This window comes from Streptomyces daliensis (assembly GCF_054782395.1).
The window spans coordinates 77,218-93,371 of sequence record NZ_BAAGSO010000043.1; the positions used below are offsets into that span (position 1 = coordinate 77,218).

The 16,154-nt window shown below is 71.2% G+C and carries 15 protein-coding genes; 8 read left to right on the forward strand and 7 right to left on the reverse strand.

Going from position 1 to position 16,154, the window contains the following annotated elements; all coding sequences use genetic code 11:
- Position 1: 1 nt before the first annotated feature.
- The 3 genes from ACYVOO_RS09420 to ACYVOO_RS09430 form a co-directional block, all read right to left on the reverse strand.
- Positions 2 to 589, reverse strand: coding sequence for a sigma-70 family RNA polymerase sigma factor (locus ACYVOO_RS09420; protein ID WP_453343868.1), 588 nt, complete (start codon positions 587 to 589; stop codon positions 2 to 4).
- Between the two features lie 188 nt (positions 590 to 777).
- On the reverse strand, positions 778 to 1,836 hold the full coding sequence (locus tag ACYVOO_RS09425; protein WP_461015176.1) for a hypothetical protein: 1,059 nt from the start codon (positions 1,834 to 1,836) through the stop codon (positions 778 to 780).
- 11 nt (positions 1,837 to 1,847) lie between these two features.
- Positions 1,848 to 2,675 carry a transglycosylase SLT domain-containing protein gene (locus ACYVOO_RS09430; RefSeq protein ID WP_461015177.1) on the reverse strand — a complete coding sequence of 276 codons (828 nt, stop codon included), beginning with the start codon at positions 2,673 to 2,675 and terminating at the stop codon, positions 1,848 to 1,850.
- A gap of 640 nt (positions 2,676 to 3,315) precedes the next feature.
- Here ACYVOO_RS09430 and ACYVOO_RS09435 point away from each other — a divergent pair.
- The 8 genes from ACYVOO_RS09435 (at position 3,316) to ACYVOO_RS09470 (ending at position 11,889) form a co-directional block, all read left to right on the forward strand.
- Complete coding sequence (locus ACYVOO_RS09435) at positions 3,316 to 3,774, forward strand: DUF6668 family protein (protein WP_461015178.1); 459 nt, start codon at positions 3,316 to 3,318, stop codon at positions 3,772 to 3,774.
- Positions 3,774 to 4,094: a hypothetical protein gene (locus ACYVOO_RS09440; RefSeq protein ID WP_461015179.1), complete on the forward strand. Its 321-nt coding sequence runs from the start codon at positions 3,774 to 3,776 to the stop codon at positions 4,092 to 4,094. The genes ACYVOO_RS09435 and ACYVOO_RS09440 overlap by 1 nt, the downstream gene beginning before the upstream one ends.
- A gap of 43 nt (positions 4,095 to 4,137) precedes the next feature.
- Positions 4,138 to 4,443, forward strand: coding sequence for a hypothetical protein (locus ACYVOO_RS09445; protein ID WP_461015180.1), 306 nt, complete (start codon positions 4,138 to 4,140; stop codon positions 4,441 to 4,443).
- 30 nt (positions 4,444 to 4,473) lie between these two features.
- Positions 4,474 to 5,274, forward strand: a complete 801-nt coding sequence (locus ACYVOO_RS09450) for a hypothetical protein (protein WP_461015181.1) — start codon at positions 4,474 to 4,476, stop codon at positions 5,272 to 5,274.
- Positions 5,258 to 6,655 (forward strand): hypothetical protein, encoded by a 1,398-nt coding sequence (locus ACYVOO_RS09455; protein ID WP_461015182.1) that lies wholly within the window; start codon positions 5,258 to 5,260, stop codon positions 6,653 to 6,655. The genes ACYVOO_RS09450 and ACYVOO_RS09455 overlap by 17 nt, the downstream gene beginning before the upstream one ends.
- Positions 6,656 to 6,812: 157 nt before the next feature.
- Positions 6,813 to 8,309, forward strand: coding sequence for an SCO6880 family protein (locus ACYVOO_RS09460; RefSeq protein WP_461015183.1), 1,497 nt, complete (start codon positions 6,813 to 6,815; stop codon positions 8,307 to 8,309).
- The gene (locus ACYVOO_RS09465) at positions 8,306 to 9,868 is read left to right on the forward strand and encodes an ATP/GTP-binding protein (RefSeq protein ID WP_461015184.1); all 1,563 of its coding nucleotides are present in this window, start codon (positions 8,306 to 8,308) and stop codon (positions 9,866 to 9,868) included. Before ACYVOO_RS09460 ends, ACYVOO_RS09465 begins: the two co-directional genes overlap by 4 nt.
- Positions 9,865 to 11,889 carry a type IV secretory system conjugative DNA transfer family protein gene (locus tag ACYVOO_RS09470; protein WP_461015185.1) on the forward strand — a complete coding sequence of 675 codons (2,025 nt, stop codon included), beginning with the start codon at positions 9,865 to 9,867 and terminating at the stop codon, positions 11,887 to 11,889. The genes ACYVOO_RS09465 and ACYVOO_RS09470 overlap by 4 nt, the downstream gene beginning before the upstream one ends.
- Positions 11,890 to 11,983: 94 nt before the next feature.
- Here ACYVOO_RS09470 and ACYVOO_RS09475 read toward each other — a convergent pair whose 3' ends face one another.
- The 4 genes from ACYVOO_RS09475 to ACYVOO_RS09490 all read right to left on the reverse strand — a co-directional run bounded on the left by ACYVOO_RS09475 (position 11,984) and on the right by ACYVOO_RS09490 (position 16,125).
- The gene (locus tag ACYVOO_RS09475; RefSeq protein WP_461015186.1) at positions 11,984 to 13,108 is read right to left on the reverse strand and encodes a DUF418 domain-containing protein; all 1,125 of its coding nucleotides are present in this window, start codon (positions 13,106 to 13,108) and stop codon (positions 11,984 to 11,986) included.
- 253 nt (positions 13,109 to 13,361) lie between these two features.
- Positions 13,362 to 14,021: a response regulator gene (locus ACYVOO_RS09480; RefSeq protein WP_461015187.1), complete on the reverse strand. Its 660-nt coding sequence runs from the start codon at positions 14,019 to 14,021 to the stop codon at positions 13,362 to 13,364.
- Positions 14,018 to 15,289 carry a sensor histidine kinase gene (locus ACYVOO_RS09485; RefSeq protein ID WP_461015188.1) on the reverse strand — a complete coding sequence of 424 codons (1,272 nt, stop codon included), beginning with the start codon at positions 15,287 to 15,289 and terminating at the stop codon, positions 14,018 to 14,020. The genes ACYVOO_RS09480 and ACYVOO_RS09485 overlap by 4 nt, the downstream gene beginning before the upstream one ends.
- The gene (locus ACYVOO_RS09490) at positions 15,286 to 16,125 is read right to left on the reverse strand and encodes a lysostaphin resistance A-like protein (RefSeq protein ID WP_461015189.1); all 840 of its coding nucleotides are present in this window, start codon (positions 16,123 to 16,125) and stop codon (positions 15,286 to 15,288) included. Before ACYVOO_RS09490 ends, ACYVOO_RS09485 begins: the two co-directional genes overlap by 4 nt.
- Positions 16,126 to 16,154: the final 29 nt, after the last annotated feature.

Here is a 16,154-nt window from a genome sequence, read left to right on the forward strand (position 1 = left end):
GTCACGCGGCGGAGGTGTACCACCACGCGGGCTTCCTGCGCACCTCGTCGTCGGCGCTCTCGACGACACCCATGGCCAGCCGCAGCGCGCGCACCGCGTGGTGCACGCGCGACTTGACGGTTCCCGACGGTATGCCGAGCACCTGGCCCGCCTCGCGCATCGACCTACCGGAGTAGTAGGTCTCGTACAGCACCTCGCGGTGGTTGGACGAGAGATGCTGGAAGGCTTCCTTGAGGAGCATCGAGGACAGCAGCCAGTCCACGTCGTCGGACTTCGTCAGCAGATCCTCCAGCCAGACGTTGCCGTCGACCTCCTGGGGACGGGTCATGCGCAGCCGGTAGTCGTCGATGACCAGGTTGCGAGCCACTCTGAACAGCCACGGGCGGAGTGGCTGACCACTCGTCAGGTCCTGCGTGCGCCAGCAGCGCAGCAGCGTCTCCTGCACCACGTCCTCGGCGCGATACCGGTCACCTCCCAGCAACCGCACCACGTAGGCGTAGAGAGCACCCGCTTGTTCGTCGTAGAGCGTGCGCATCGCGCGTTCCTTGGCGCTCATCGACGCCGAGGAACCCATTATGGTCCAGCTCACGTTCGCGTTCCCTTGTTCCATGACCTTGTGAAGGACAGGGCCCAGGCCCGAGTGGCCTCGACCCGGGGGGAGTGTCGCGAGCGGAGTTCTATATCGCATTGACGTGCGATTGACGACCGGAGCGGCGACTTCCGTCGCCGGAGGAGGCCGCGCGGCGCGGCGGCGGAAGCGCGTCCTCCGTACCGTCCCTAGCGCTGACCTGCGCTTTCCCTCTCCAGCGGCGCGCTCTGCTGCGCGGCGCCGACGGAGGTGAGGGCATGTATACGGCGATTGACGCTGCTCAACAACTCGGCATCTTCCGCACTACCCCCGCCGTGCTGCGACCACACATCGAGCAGGGCACGACCGTGACCGACCGCGGCGGAGACGTCGTCGATGAGCCACCAAGCGGCGACCGCGCGCCGCAGTTCCTCCTGCGCTCCGGGGAGGTCACCCTGCCGTTGGCGGATCCGGGAGAGCTCGACACACATGGCCGTCGCGCCGGTGTAGTTACCGCATTGATACGCGGTGAACGCCTCCAGCGCGTGTGCCTCGACCCAGAAGGGGTGCGCGATGTCGAAGGCGCGCGCGGTGTGTTCCCGCAGCCGGAAGGCGAGCGCGGCGGCGCGTTCCAGCGAACCGGAGTCGAGTGCCCGCCCGATGTCCTCGACGAGCCCCGTGAGTTGCTCGGGTACCGGCACGGGTGACGCCGCGCTCGCCGGTGACTCCGGGGCGGGTGCGGGCGCGGGTTGGGGTGCGGGTTCCGGAGCGGGCGCGGCGGTGGGCACGGGTGCTTCCGGGGCGACGGGCGCGGGTGCGGGCGCAGGCGCAGGCGCAGGGGCGGGTGCCGGAACGGGTGCGGGTGCGGGTGCGGCGGCGACGGTGGGTTCGGGGACGGGCGCCGGTGCCGGTGCGGGTGCTGGGGGCGGTGCTGGGGCCGGTGCGGCCTCGGCCGGTGGTGCGACGGCGGGCTCCGCGCGCGGTTCGTCGGGCTGTCCCAGGCCCTCGGTGTGTCCCAGGACGCTGCTCGACCCGTCGGGGGCGACCTCGATGCGTGTGGTGGAGACCGCGCCCTCGTCGACGATCAGTGACTGGACCGGCCGGCCCTGTGCCTGGGCGTGCCGGTGCAGCGCGTCGAGCACGACGACGTGCACGGGTTCGCCCTCGGGTACGGGGTACGGCCTCCCGTTGATCATCGCGGTGCCGTCGGAGCCGATCAGCACCTCCCAGGGGTCGTGCTGGCTGTGCTGGGTGTGCTCACTGGTCATCTGAGGGTTCCTTAGTCGTCCTGGCTGCTGCTCGGCTTGGGCATCGGCGAGATCGTCGGGTAGGACTCGCCCTCGGGCGGCGCGATGGCGCCCGAGTACATGGCGAACGATGTCCTGACTCCGAAAACGTAACTCTGCGCGCCGCCGCTCTGCGGTACGCCCTTCGCCTGCTTCACCGCGTCGAGACCCACGGAGTACGCGGCCAGGGTCAGATCGAGCTTGGCGCCCTTCACCTCGTTGTTCGCGACGAGTGCGTCGATGTCCTTGGCCAGCGAGCACATGTACTTGGCCTGCGCCATGATCGAGTCCTCCGCGTCCAGCGCCGACGTCTCGTCGTTGTCGTCCTCGTCCTCGCCGAACTCGTCGAACTTGTCCGGAGGAAGCTGGGAGATGCCCTCTTTCCCGTCCAGCCCTTTGAGCTTCGGGTCCCAGGCCGACTCCTGGGTGATCTGCGCGGCGATGACGATCGCCCCGATCTGATCGCACTCCTGACCGGCCTTCTTGACCACCTCGCGGTACTCCGGGGGCACGGCCTCCTCCGCCAGCTCCCCCTTCCCGTCACTCTCGAACGCCACCTTGACCTGGTCCTCGTCCACCGAGGGCCCGTCACCGCCCCCGCCGCCTCCGCCGCAGCCGAAGATCTGACAGATGATCACGAGAGGCCAGAAGACCACCCCGATGGCGCAGATGACGATCACGCCGACGAGGAGGAGCAGCAGGATCATCGGACTGAACAGGCACCCGAAGACGCCCGCTCCCGCACCGGCGACCGCCAGCGCGGTGGTGGTGTCCGACTGCTGCTTCTGCTGGGAGGACTGCCCTCCCTTGCCTTCACCCACGATCAGTCGCTCCCCTTGCGTTTGCCTGCTTCACATGGGCCCTGAACAGCGATGAACCAGGTCACCCAATTTTCCGTAGTGGCTGCCCGACGGACCACAGCGGACTCGCACGCCGTAACGGACACGGCGCCCGGTCAGTTCAATGTGACTTCTGTCGACGTATCCGGAACGAGAGAAAGGGTGGACGCGCATGGCTGTCCCACCGGCGGCGTCCGCCGGACCGCAGATGTGGGTTCGCGGGCCCTCCGCACCGCAGCAACCCGCCGCGGCGCCTGCTGCTCCAGCGCCTGAAGCTCCGGCGCCCGCCGCACCGGCACCGGCTCCTGCGGCACCCGCGCAGACCGCTCCCGCGCCCGCGGCACCCGCACCCGCACCCGCGCAACCCACGCCTGCATCGGCACCGGCCGCCCCCGCGCCTGCCGCACCCGCACAGGTCGCCCCGGCCCCGGCACCCGCGCAGACCGCTCCTGCGCCCGCCGCGCCCGCCCCTGCGCAAGCTGCCCCGGCACCCGCGCCCGCGCCTGCGGCACCCGCACAGGCGGCACCCGCTCAGGCCGCGCCCGCGCCCGCGCAACCCGCGCCCGCGCAGCACCCGCACCCCGTGGCGCAGCCCGCACCCGCGCAGACGCCTGCCGCACCCGTGGCTGACACACCGTCACCGCACCGTGGCCAGCCCGTCGCCTGGGTCAACGCACACGGCGGCGGTGGCGCGGGCACCCTCGCACGGGTGCTGGGCGGCGCCGACCTGGGCCAGCGGTGGCCCGAGCCCGCGCGTGGCGAGCCCGGCGGTGTGCTGCTCGTGGCCCGCACCCACGCGGGCGGCATGCGCGCCGCGTCACAGAAGCTGAACGAACTGCGGCTGGAGGACCACCCCGCCGGGGTGCACCTCCTCGCCGTCGTGCTCGTCGCCGACGCGCCGGGACGCCTGCCGCGCCCGCTCGGCCAGCGGGTGCGTGTGCTGCGTTCGGCGGCGAAGGTCCACCGGGTGCCGTGGATTCCCGCCTGGCGTCTGGGAGAAGAGGTCGAATCGCTGCCGCGAGAGGTGCGTGCGCTGGCTGGTATCGTCACCGCTCCGCCCGCGAGGGCGGTGGCTTCGTGATGACTGTCCACGATCTCATCCAGCTTGCCGCTCTGGACGCGTCCCCCACCTCGAATTACGACCCCGATCTCAACAAGGACGCTTACGAGCCAGGTGCCAAGGCGGGGGAGATCCTCCAGTACCTGGCCTGGATCGTGTCGGCCTGCGCCGTGGGCGGAGTCATCACCGTCGGCACGCAGATGGCCTTGCAGTTGCGGCGGGGCGAGCCCGGAGAAGGAGCGGGCTATTTCCGCGGCCTCGTCATCGTATTCGGGGCATGCATCCTCGGCGCCACGGCGGGGCCCCTCGTGCAGTTCGTCATCCGGCCTTACCTCATCTGATACCGCACATCCCTACTGACGCACCATGACAACGGAGAACCCAATGAAGGACACCCTGAACTCCCTCTACAGCGGTGGGCTGAACTACCTGGCCACGGGTGACGTGCCCGACCCGGAGCGGAAGGCTCCCAGCGAGCTGTCCGACGCGGTCAACACCGTGCTGGGCATCGCCGGCTGGGCCGGAACAGCCGCTGGTGTGGCCGGTGTTCTGGTCACCGGCATGATGATGGCCATATCCGTGAAGCGCGGTGAGGGCTCGGAGCACCTCAGCCGTCTCGGCATGGTGCTCGGCGGCTGTGTCCTCGTCGCCACGGCGGGCCCGATCATCCAGTTCTTCTTCCAGGACTAGGAGCAGCCGTCCCCGGAAGAGGCCATTGCCATGTTCGGCTTGAGAAAGAAAAGGGCTCCGGTCGAGGGGCCCTTCTACAAACAGCGCGGCTGGGTGAACGCGGTCCTGTTCCTCGCCGTTCTCCTGGTCCTCTCAGCAGTGGGCCTGGTGACCGGTGAGGACGTCAAGGATTCCTCGGCGTACAGCCGCGAGGCGTTTTCCGGGGTCAGCGGACCGCTGTCGCCCGGCGATCCGCTGAAGGTGCGGAGCGGCTCCGACGGCCGGCCCGAGAAGTGCCGCACCGACGACAAGAAGCAGCAGCGGCCGAAGAAGGCCCCGTCCGACGTGGAGTGGCGGCAGCGTGTCGCCGTCATGGTGCCCGTCTCCGCGTCGGCCGGGCCGCTCCGCACCGAGGACAACGTCATGTGGTGGTGCTTCGCACACACACCCACGGGTGCTGTGCTGGCGGCCCACCTCATACCCGTCCAGTTGAGCGGAGCGGAGTGGCACAGCGTCGCGGAGCAGCAGATCGTGCCGGGTGAGCGGCGGGACACCTTCGTCGCGAACAAGGTCCAGGCGGAGGAGAAGAAGGATTCACAGAGCCCGGAGCCGGGCGCCGTCGGGCGGTTCGTGGGCTTTTCCCTGGACTCCTACTCAAGCGACGAGGCGACTGTGCGGTTGCTCCTCACCCATCCCATCGGAGGCTACCTGTCGACCTCTGTGTCCCTGCGCTGGCGGGACGGGGACTGGAAGCTGGCCCTTCGGACGGACGGTTCCCTCACCTCAAGGGCCGAGACGGCCATGACTGACGGGTTCACCATGTGGGGAGCGATACATGAACCTAGCCGCTAAGTGCTCGACCACCATCGACTTCTTCGGAATGTTCGGCGATCCCATCGGCGAGATGATCGGTGTGGTCGCGAAGCTCATCATCAACGCGGCCTACGGCATCTTCGGTGAGGCGGCCAACAAGCAGTCCTACGACGAGGACGTGTCCACCGCCATCAGCGGGCAGACACGTTGGGTCGTCATCTACCTCGCCGTCGGGTCGGTTCTCTTCGCGGCGGCCAAGATGGCGCTGGACCGGCGTGCCGAATCGGGCCAGACCGCACTGAAGGGTGTCCTGCGCGTCCTGCTGGTCAGCACGATGATGAGCACCGCGGTCATCGCTGTCGCCCAGGTGGTGGACGACTACTCCCAGTACCTCTACCAGGACAGCATGCAGAAGCTCCAGGAGACCCTGGACTGCGACGACGGCTTCGGGAACATGCTGTTGCTGGTCGTCGGGTGTCTGCTGCTCCTCTCCGCGATCATCCACATACTCCTGATGTGGATCAGGCTCGGCGTGATGATCCTCCTGATGGGCACGCTGCCCGTGGCCGCCGCCGCTTCGATGACCGACTGGGGCGGCACCTGGTGGCGCAAGCACCTCGGCTGGATGATCGCCTGGCTGTTGTACAAGCCCACGGTCGCTCTCGTGATCTGGTCCGGTTCCGCGATGGTCAGCGCGACGGGTGAGAACGGCTCGGTCGATACCCAGATCGCGGGTATGGGCATGCTGCTGCTCTCGGCCATCGCCCTGCCCGCGCTGATGAGAATCATCGTCCCGGCGACGGAGGCGCTCGGCGCCGACAACAGCGGCGGGGCCACCATGGCGATGGCGGGCGGTATCGCCTCCGGGGCGAAGGCGCTCGCCAGCGGCGGCGTCGGCGCCGCGGCCGGCGCGCTCGGCAAGTCCGCCGCCGGTGCCGCGGCCAAGGGGCCCTCCGGGGCCGCCAGCGCCGCGGGTTCCTCGGGCGGTGGTTCCGGTTCGTCGGGCGATTCCGGCGCGTCGGGCTCTTCGGGCTCGTCGGGCGGCTCGGGTTCCTCCGGTTCCTCCGGTTCCTCGGGTCCCTCCGGGGCAGCGGGGAGCCAGGGCGAGAACGGCAGCGGGGGTCAGAGCGACCAGGGCGCGAGCGGCGGCGGGCCCTCGGGCTCCGGCGCTCCGTCTGGCGGCGGTGGCGGCGGGCCCTCGGCCTCCGGTTTCCCCTCCGGCGGTGGCGGCGGTGGCGGTGGTGGTGGCGCCAGCGGTGCCTCGGCCGGTGCCACCCGTGCGGCCATGGCCGGAGCGCTTCCCGTCGCCGGTGCCGTGCTCGGCGCTGCGGCCAGCATGGCGGCCAAGACCGGCAAGGCCACGGCGAATGTCGCCGCGAGCGCTCTGCCCGACCCCAACAAGCCGTCGGGCAACGGCTAACGCCATACCGGGACCGCGCACAGCGCCGTGCGCGGTCCCGGTCCGTCCCCCGGCTGCGCACGGCTCGCGCCCCGGCCCCCGTCACAGCGGGGCCGGGGCCGCGACCCGCCTCCCGTAGCCCCACGATCTGTCAAACGGAAGAAAACCAGGTTTCCCCATGGCTACCGAAGCTCTCGCCGCCGATCCCACCTACGGGAACTGGCGCAGGCCCCGGCGTCCAGGACTGGGGCCGCTCGGCCTCATCGGCACCGTCGTGGTGTTCGGGGGGATCGTCTTGGATCTCCTCGTGTCGATGGCCTCGTTGCAGGCCACCATCGTCCTGGTCGTGCTTCAAGCGTTCTTCCTCATGCCGCTGGCCGCGCGCACGCAGGACGGACGCAACGTCTACCAGCTCATGGCCCTGCGCATCGGCTGGCTCCGCCGCAAGGGCAAGGGCTCGACCACCTACGTGTCAGGGCCGCTCGGCCGCCGCTCGGGTGGCAGGTTCCGTCCGCCGGGGCTGCTCAGCCGGGTCAAGGTCGAGGAGGGCAGGGACGCCTACGACCAGCCGTTCGGCGTGCTGCACCACCGCGGCCGCAACCTCTTCACCATCGTCCTCGGCTGCGAGCCCGACGGCGGCTCCCTCGTCGACCCCGACCAGGTGGACACCTGGGTGGCCTCCTGGGGCCACTGGCTGGCCCGGCTCTCCAACGAGCCGGGTCTGCGCGGTGCCACCGTCGTCGTGGAGACCGCGCCCGACACGGGCAGCCGTCTCGCCAACGAGGTGCTGCCCCGCATCCACCCCGACGCGCCGCCCGCGGCGCGCGCGGTGATGGAGGAGGTCGTCGAGAAGTACCCGGCGGCCTCCTCCGAGATGCACACCTACATCGCGCTGACCTACGGCATCCCCGGCGGTCAGAAGCGCAAGCCCGAGGACATCATCAACGACCTCGCCATCCGTATCCCCGGTCTCCTGGAGGGTCTTCAGGGCGCGGGCGGCGGCCCGGCGGCTCCGCTGTCGGCCGAGCGCATCGCCGAGGTCGTCCGGGTCGCCTACGACCCGGCCGTCTCCGGCGATGTCCTGGACGCCCGCGCCCAGCACGGCGGCACGGGCCTCGAATGGGACGACGCCGGTCCCGCCGCGACGGTGGAGACGCCCAGCGCCTACCAGCACGACTCCGGGGTGTCCCGCACCTGGATGCTGACCATCGCGCCGCGCGGCACCGTCCGCGCCAACGTGCTGCGCGGCCTGTTGGAGGCCGCGCCCGGCACCCGTCGCAAGCGGGTGGCGCTGCTGTACCGCCCCATCGACCCGGCCACCTCGGCGCGCATCGTCGAGGCCGACCGGCGTGCCGCGCAGTTCATGGCCACCTCGAAGCGCGGCATGGTGCAGGCGCGCGCCGCCAACGAGATGCGGGCCACCGAGCAGACGGCCGTCGAGGAGGCCACCGGCGCGGGCCTGGTGGAGTTCTCCCTGATGGTGACGGTCACCGTCGACACCGACGCCGAACTGCACGACGCCAACGCGACGGTGCGCAATCTGATGGCCGGGGCACGGCTCCAGATGCGCCCCGCCGACCGCATGCAGGCCGCGGCGTTCAGTTGCACGCTGCCGACCGGCATCCTGCCGTGGGAGTACACGCTGGTGCCGCGTGAGCTGAAGGAAGCACTGTGAGCAAGAAGAAGAGCGCCGCGAACACCAAGAAGCAGCCGCCCCCCAGGGAGGCACTGGGCCACTCGCGCGGCCTGCCGGGTCCCGGTGGCGGCCAGGTCGCCAACTTGGACCCGCCGTCGATGTGGCGCGCCACCACCGTCCAGGCGTGCGGGCTGTGGCCTTTCGCGGCGGGCTCGGGCGCCCCCATGAGCGGTGTGCCGCTGGGACGGCACCTCTACACCGGTGCCACCGTGTGCGGCGACCCGCTGTCGTGGTTCACCCGCGCCCACTACATCTCCAACCCCTCCCTGTTCATGCTCGGCATGCCGGGTCTGGGGAAGTCCACCCTCGTCAACCGCATGCTCATCGGGCTGTCGGCGACGGGTGTGGTGCCGATGGTGCTGGGCGACCTCAAGCCCGACTACGCGGACACCGTGCGCGCCCTGGGCGGCCAGGTCCTCTCCATCGGGCGCGGGGTGGGCGGTATCAACGTCCTCGACCCCGGGGCCATGGGCGCCGCCGCAGAACGCATCGGCGGCGAGGCGGGGCGGATGCTGGTCGCCGAGACCCACGGACGTGTCCTCAACATGGTCGCCGCGCTCGTCACCATCGTGCGCGACCGCGCCATGGACGACCACGAGCAGTCGGTGCTCTCGGCCGCGCTGCACCATCTGCGCGAGCGCACCCCCAAGGGCAAGCAGCCGCTGCTGCCCGACCTGCTGAAGGTGCTCGCCGAGGGCCCCGACCGGGTGCGCGCCGTGACCCTGGACCGCGGCGACGAGCACCGCTACCGTGACGCGGTCGACCCGCTGCACCGGTCCCTGCTCGGTGTGCTGGACGGCCCGCTGGGCGACACCTTCTCCTCCGAGACCGTCACCCGCATCGACCTCAACGCACCGGCGGTGTGCGTGGACATCTCCCGCATCGGTGAGGCGGACACCCAGCTCACCGCCGCGGCGATGCTGGCCGCATGGTCCGACGGACTGGGCACCGTCGCCGCCTCGCACGCCCTGGCGGACGCCGGACTCCAGCCGCGCCGCTGGTTCTTCACCGTCCTCGACGAGCTGTGGCGCCCGCTGCGCGCGGCCTCCGGCATCGTGGACCGCATCGACGCGCTGACCCGACTCAACCGTACGCTCGGCCTCGGCGACGCCAAGATCACGCACACCCTCAAGGACGCCGAGGCACTGGGCAGTTCGTCCGACCGGGTCAAGGCGCGCGGCTTCGTCGAGCGTGCGGGCATGGTGGTGTGCGCCGGGCTGCCGCGCGCGGAGATGGAGGAGCTGGGCCAGGTCGTCGGCCTGTCCCGCAGAGAGGTCGAACTGGTCTCCTCCTGGTCCTCGCCCCCCGGCTGGGCCGGGACGGGGGACCGCGAGGAGCCGCCGGGCCGGGGCCGGTTCCTCATCAAGGTCGGTGGCCGTCCCGGTATCCCGATCCAGGTGTCCATCACCGACACCGAGCGCCATCTGCACGACACCAACAAGCGCTGGCAGCAGAACGAAGAAGCGGTCGAGATGGTCAAGCAGTACGGCCCCGACTTCTCGAAGCACCCGCAGACGAACGAGAGGAGAGCCGGATGAGCAAGAATCCGGCCGCCGGGCGAAGTGTGGGCAACGAGCTCGCCCCGTGGGCGATCGTCCTGGTGGCCGCTCTGGCGCTGGTGCTGTTCGGCGCCGCCTGGATCGGGGGCACTCTGGGCGCCCTGCTGACGGGCGGGGGCTGGAGCCCGCCGCCGTTCGGCCTGGCGACGTTCGGCACCCTGCTCACCCGGGGCCCGGGGACGCTGTGGCCCGGCACGTCGCCGATCGCCGTCGTCGTGGGCATCGTCCTCGTCTTCGTCGTGGCCATCGGGCTCTGCGTGCTGGTCGTACGGCGGGTGCTGCGGATGCTCGGCAGGACCAAGGGGCTGGCGGGCAAGAAGGAACTGGCGAGCATGGCGCCGGAGGGCATCGCGGCACGCGCCCGTGACCTGCGCCCCTCGATCAAGGGCAAGCAGCACCTCCACCCCGACGAGACGGGCAACCTCCTCGGCGACCTCGACCCCGACGGGCCCGAACTGCGCTCCTCCTTCGAGGACGTGGAACTGGACCTGATGGCACCCCGCGCGGGCAAGTCCACGGGTATCGCCGTCCCGCGCGTGCTGCGCGCGCAGGGCCCTGTGCTGCTCACGTCGAACAAGTCCGACGTCTACGCCGTCACCCGCGCCGCACGCGAGCAGGCCGGGAAGGTGTGGACGTTCGACCCGCAGGGCATCGCGCACACCCCCCGCGAGATGTGGTGGGACATCCTCTCCGACTGCCACACCATCGAGGGCGCGCGGCGCCTCGCAGGGCACTTCGTCGCGTCCGTCAACGACGACGCGTCGAAGAAGGACTTCTGGATCTCCGCTGCCCAGAACACCATCACGTGTCTCTTCCTCGCGGCGGCGCGCGGCGGTGCGTCCGTGACCGAACTGCTGGGCTGGCTCGCCGACCCCGCCGACCGCACACCGGTCGACCTGCTGCGCGACGTCGAACTGCACGCCATGGCAGAGCAGTTGCAGGGCACGGTGCGGGGTGCGGTGGAGACCCGCGACGGCATCTACGAGACCGCCAGGCAGTGCGTGGCCTGTCTGCTCGACCCGGAGATCGTGGCCTGGGTGACGCCCGACCCGAACCGTCCTGAGTTCAAGCCGCACGAGCACGTGCTGGGCAAGGACACGCTCTACCTGCTGTCGAAGGACGGTGGCGGCTCGGCCGCCGGTGTGATCGCGGGCCTCGCCGACTCGACGATGCGCGCGGGCGTGATCGCGGCCGAGCGCATGGGCGGCAGGCTCGACCCGCCGATGACGGCGGTGCTCGACGAGGCCGCCAACGTCTGCCGCATCTCCGACCTGCCCGACCTCTACAGCCACTTCGGCTCGCGGGGCATCAACGTCGTCACCCTGTTGCAGAGCTACCGGCAGGGCAGCCGCGTGTGGGGCGAGGCGGGCATGGACGCGCTGTGGAGCGCGGCCACGATCAAGCTGCTCGGCGCTGGTCTGGACGACGCCGACTTCGTGGAGAAGGTGTCCAAGCTCGTCGGCAACCAGGACGTGCGCACACCGTCGATCTCCAAGAGCAAGGACGGCACATCGCGCTCCTACTCCTACCGGCTGGACCCGGTGCTGCCCGCCGACCGCATCAGGGCGCTGCCCAAGGGCACGGCGCTGCTGCTCGCCACCGGTGTGCGGCCCGCGCTGATCCGGCTGCGGCCCTGGTACAAGGAGCCCAACGCGGGTGCCATCTCTGCCGCGGCCAAGGCGGAGACGGCGGCCATCACGGACCGCGCGGCACGCGCCTGGGCGGGCCTCCACCCCGACGCGGCTGTCGAAGCCGACCCGGGCGTTCCCCCTGAGCCGGGCGGCTATCCCGGCCCGGGCGGTCAGCCCGGTGCGGGTGGTTACCCCGACGGTGCGGGTGGTTACCCCGACGGTGCGGGTGGTTACCCCGGGCCGGGCGCTTACCCCGAGCCGGGTGCCCACCCCGGCGCGGGAAGCCATCCCGAGGGGGCGGGCGTCGAGGCCGACGCCGGCGTGAACAAGTGGCAGCGGGGCGCGGTGTCCTTCGGCAAGACGAGTTAGCAGGGGCCGGCAGAGGCCGGACAAGCACGGCGCGGACCGCCTGACCGGGGTGACCGGTCAGGCGGTCCGCTGGTTTCTCAGGATCTCTCAGGGGTCAGGGCCTGCGCGCGAGTGTCGCCGCGCGCAGCAGCCACTCGACGGGCCCGTACCGGAAGCGGCGCGACATCCAGGTGCCGAGGGCGAGCTGTGCCCCGTACAGCACGAAGCACCCCGCCACCACCACCGCAGCGCCGTACCGTCCGTACAGCCCCAGTCCGTAACCGGTGAAGACCAGCGCCATCACCAGGGACTGGGAGAGGTAGTGGGTGAGCGCCAGGCGTCCTGACCCGGACAGCACGTCCGCGACGCGTGTGCCGGGCCCGGTGTGCACCAGGAGCAGCAGGCCGCAGACGTACGCGGCCGTCAGCGCGGGTGCGGTGAGCACACCGACCGCAGAGCCGACGTCGTACCAGCGCGCGTCCAGCGGTCCCTTGCGGCACACCGCCATGACCACGCCGCCCACGAGGCCGACGGGCAGGGTGACGGCGAGAATCCGCACCATCCGCGCGCGGTGCGCTCCGGTGCCGGTGAGCAGTCCCCGCCGTCCCGCGGCGAGTCCCGCCAGGAACGCGGCCAGCATGTCGACGCCGTACAGCGCGTTCCAGCTCAGCGTGGAGTGCAACTGCCGCAGGTTGGCCGCCACGACCGAGCCGGGGTCGCCCCGGTAGGCCGACACCAGGTCGCGCAGCGCGGCCGAGGCGGCTCCCGGGCGCGGGGGCTCAGCGAGTGTGACCATGAGCAGGCCCCAGACCAGCAGACACACAGCGACGCCGACGACGAGACAGGCCGCGATCCGGACCGCGGTGCGCGGGGTGATGTCCCGGAGCGCGAAGAGGACGAGGCTCAGCACCGCGTAGATGGTCAGCACGTCGCCGGGGTACAGGAGGACGGCGTGTGCGAGGCCCAGCAGGAACAGACAGCCCAGCCGCCGCAGATGCCGGGGCGCGAACGAAGCGCCCGCGCGTTCCGCAGAGGCCCGCTGGAGGGTGAAGCTGTAGCCGAACAGGAACGAGAAGAGCAGATAGAACTTGCCGCTGGCCAGCGCCGTGACCAGCCAGGCGACGGTGTCGTCCGCCCATGACGCCACAGGCGCACCGCCCTCGCCCATGTGGGGCCCCGCCATGTTCTGCGCGTTGACCAGCAGGATGCCCAGCAGCGCGAAGCCGCGCAGGACGTCCACGTCCTGTACCCGGCCCGGCCCCGGTCCCGGTGCCGTTCCTGGTGCCGGAGCGGTGCCGGGGCCAGGCCGGATACGGGACGGGATGCGCACTGCGCGGCCTCCGGGAGGGGAGCGACGACGGGACGGAACAGCGGGGGTGCGACCGGCACCCCGGCGTAGGACGGACACCGTGGCACCGGTCGCGGCTCAGCAGGTCACGACGGGAAACACCCGCTGACGGTTCAGTCGGCCGGTTCGGCCGGTTCGGCCGGGGTCAGGTCACCAGGCCCCGGCGGTAGGCGTAGATGACCGCCTGGACGCGGTCGCGGAGCCCCAGCTTGCTGAGGATGCGCGAAACGAAGGTCTTGACGGTCTCCGGGCTGATCAGCAGTGCCGTGGCGATCTCACTGTTGGAGAGCCCGTCGGCGATGAGGCGCAGTACCTCCAGTTCCCTGGGCGTCAGCGGGATGTCCTCCGCCGTGCCCTCGTCGGGCCGGATCCGCGCCGCGTAGGTGCCCACGAGCCGACGTGTCACCTCGGGGTCCAGCAGCGCGGCACCCATGGCCACGGTCCGGATGCCGTGCAGCAACTGCGCGGGCGGCGCGTCCTTGAGGAGGAATCCGCTCGCCCCGGCGCGCAGCGCCTCGTAGACATATGTGTCCAGGTTGAACGTGGTCACCACGAGCACCTTGACGGGGTGCGGTACCCCGGCACCGGCCAGCAGCCGGGTGGCCTCGATGCCGTCGAGTACGGGCATGCGGACGTCCATCACCACGACGTCCGGGCGCAGCCGCGCGGCGAGATCGACGGCGGCCCGGCCGTTCTCGCACGCGCCCGCCACTTCGAGATCGGGCTGTGCGTCGATGATCGTCACCAGTCCGGTGCGGACCAGTACCTGGTCGTCGCAGACCAGCACCCGGATCGGCTCGGTCACGACGGGCTCCCCGAGGGGATGTGTGCCCGCACGAGCCAGCCGCCGTCGTCCGTGGGGCCCGCGCTGAACTCGCCGCCCAGGACGTCGACGCGCTCGCGGACACCGGCGAGACCACGGCCGCTGCCCGCGAGGAACCCGGCCCGTGCGCGGGGGCCGACCGAGCCGGGGCCGTCGGCGTCGCGAGTGCGATGTGCGCCGGTGCCGGGCGCCTCCGTGCCGACCTCCACGGAGATCTCCTTCGCGCCATGGCGCACCCGGACCGAAGTGCGGCTGCCGTGCGCGTGCTTGAGTGCGTTCGTCAGCGCCTCCTGAACCAGCCGGTAGGCCACCAGGTCGGCGCTGCCCGTCGACTCGGCGGGGGTGCCTTCCTCGGTGAACTCCACCGGTTGCCCCGCCCGTCGTGTCTGCTCCACGAGGGTGAGCAGCCTGCCGACGGGCGGCACGGTGGCCCCGCCGACCCCAGCCCCGGCCCCGGCACCGGCGGGGGTGCCGTGCCCTGGATCGAGCAGATCGAGCAGGTGGCGGAGGTCGGTGATGGCCCGGCGGCCCGTGTCGGTGACGGCGGTCAGTGCCTGGTCCAGCCGGCCCGGCGCCGCCGTCAGATAGCGTGCCGCCTCCGCCTGCACGACCATCGCCGTCACATGGTGGGTCACCACGTCGTGCAACTCGCTCGCGATGCGGGTGCGTTCGGCGACGAGGGTGTCCTCGGCGACCCGCCGCCGACGCTCCGCCTCTGCGGCCCGGTTGGCGCGCATCCATGCGCCGATGCCCCACGGGAGCGCCAGGACCAGGTAGAAGGTGACGATCTCGCTCAACACCTCGCCCCCGCCGAGCAGGTGGAAAGCGACCGACAGTGGCACGTAGGCGGCGGAGAGCACGAGCACGGTGGCACGCCGGTACCGCTCCAGCCAGGACCCCGCACCCACCAGCGCGACGGCCAGCCCGGTGCCGGCGAAGGTGTGGTAGCCGCGCAGTTGGTCGAGGACGAACCCGGCCGACACCAGGGTGAGACACACCAGGGGCCACCGTCGGCACACGGCGAGCGGCAGGCACTGGAGGGCGACGGCCACGATGGCCAGCGCGTCGAAGGGGCGGGCCGGAAGGCCGCCGAGCTGCGTCCCGTGGCTGTGCAGCGCCGGTACGAGCGATCCGGCGAAGAGCAGCAGTCCGAGGGCGAGATACCCGGCGGAGAGGTACCCGTGCGAGAGACGCGGGACGGTGGCCTCCAGCCTGCGCCACAGCTCAGGGACGCGCCGAGGACTGATCACCGGGGCAGTGTAGCCGTGGCCGCGATCCGCTCGGTGCGTTGGCGCCGGGGCTTCAGGTTTCCGCGACGGCGGGCCACCCAGAGGAACACGAGGGTCGCCAGCACGCAGAACAGCACCGAGAACACGCTTCCCTCGGGGCCGAAGTCACCTCCGGTGACGAGCGTCGGGCCCGTCGCCGTGGTCTCCAGCAGTCCTTGTGTGTCACCGTTGCCGGAGACGACGCTGCTGAAGATGCCCGCAGCGGCGAAGTTCCAGCCGAAGTGCACACCGATCGGCACCCACAGGTTGCGGGTGGCGATGTACGCGGCGGTGAGCATGCCCCCGGCCTCGATCGCGATGGCGAAGGCGCCCCACAGCGTCGCGTCCGGGTTGGCCAGGTGGTACGCGCCGAACAGCAGGCCCGTGGAGGCCATCGCCAGCCAGGTGCCGGTGCGTTCCTCGATGACGCGGAACAGGACGCCGCGGAAGAGCAGTTCCTCTGTGACGGCGGCAGCGGCCATGTAGCCGACGATGCCGATTGCTCCCGTGGCCGAGCCCCGCCCGTCGATCTCGTACCACCCGTTGGTGGCCAGTTGCAGGACGACGAGCCCGAACACCGCGATGCCGATCAGCGTGCCCACGCCGAGCCCTGCGGCGGCACCCTCCCGAGCCAGCTCCGTGACCGTGCGGCGCTCGGTCCTGCGCACCACCCACCCGTAGGCGAGCAGCGCGAGCACGGCCGTCACCAGGCCGATCACGAGCGTGAGCCACGGGTTGCTCCCGTGCGCGGCGGCGACCCCCTGGCCACCGATGAGGGCGACCGCCGCGACGGCCACCAACTGCCACACCACTCTCATGAGGACACTTCCTTGTCGTTCCGCGCGGC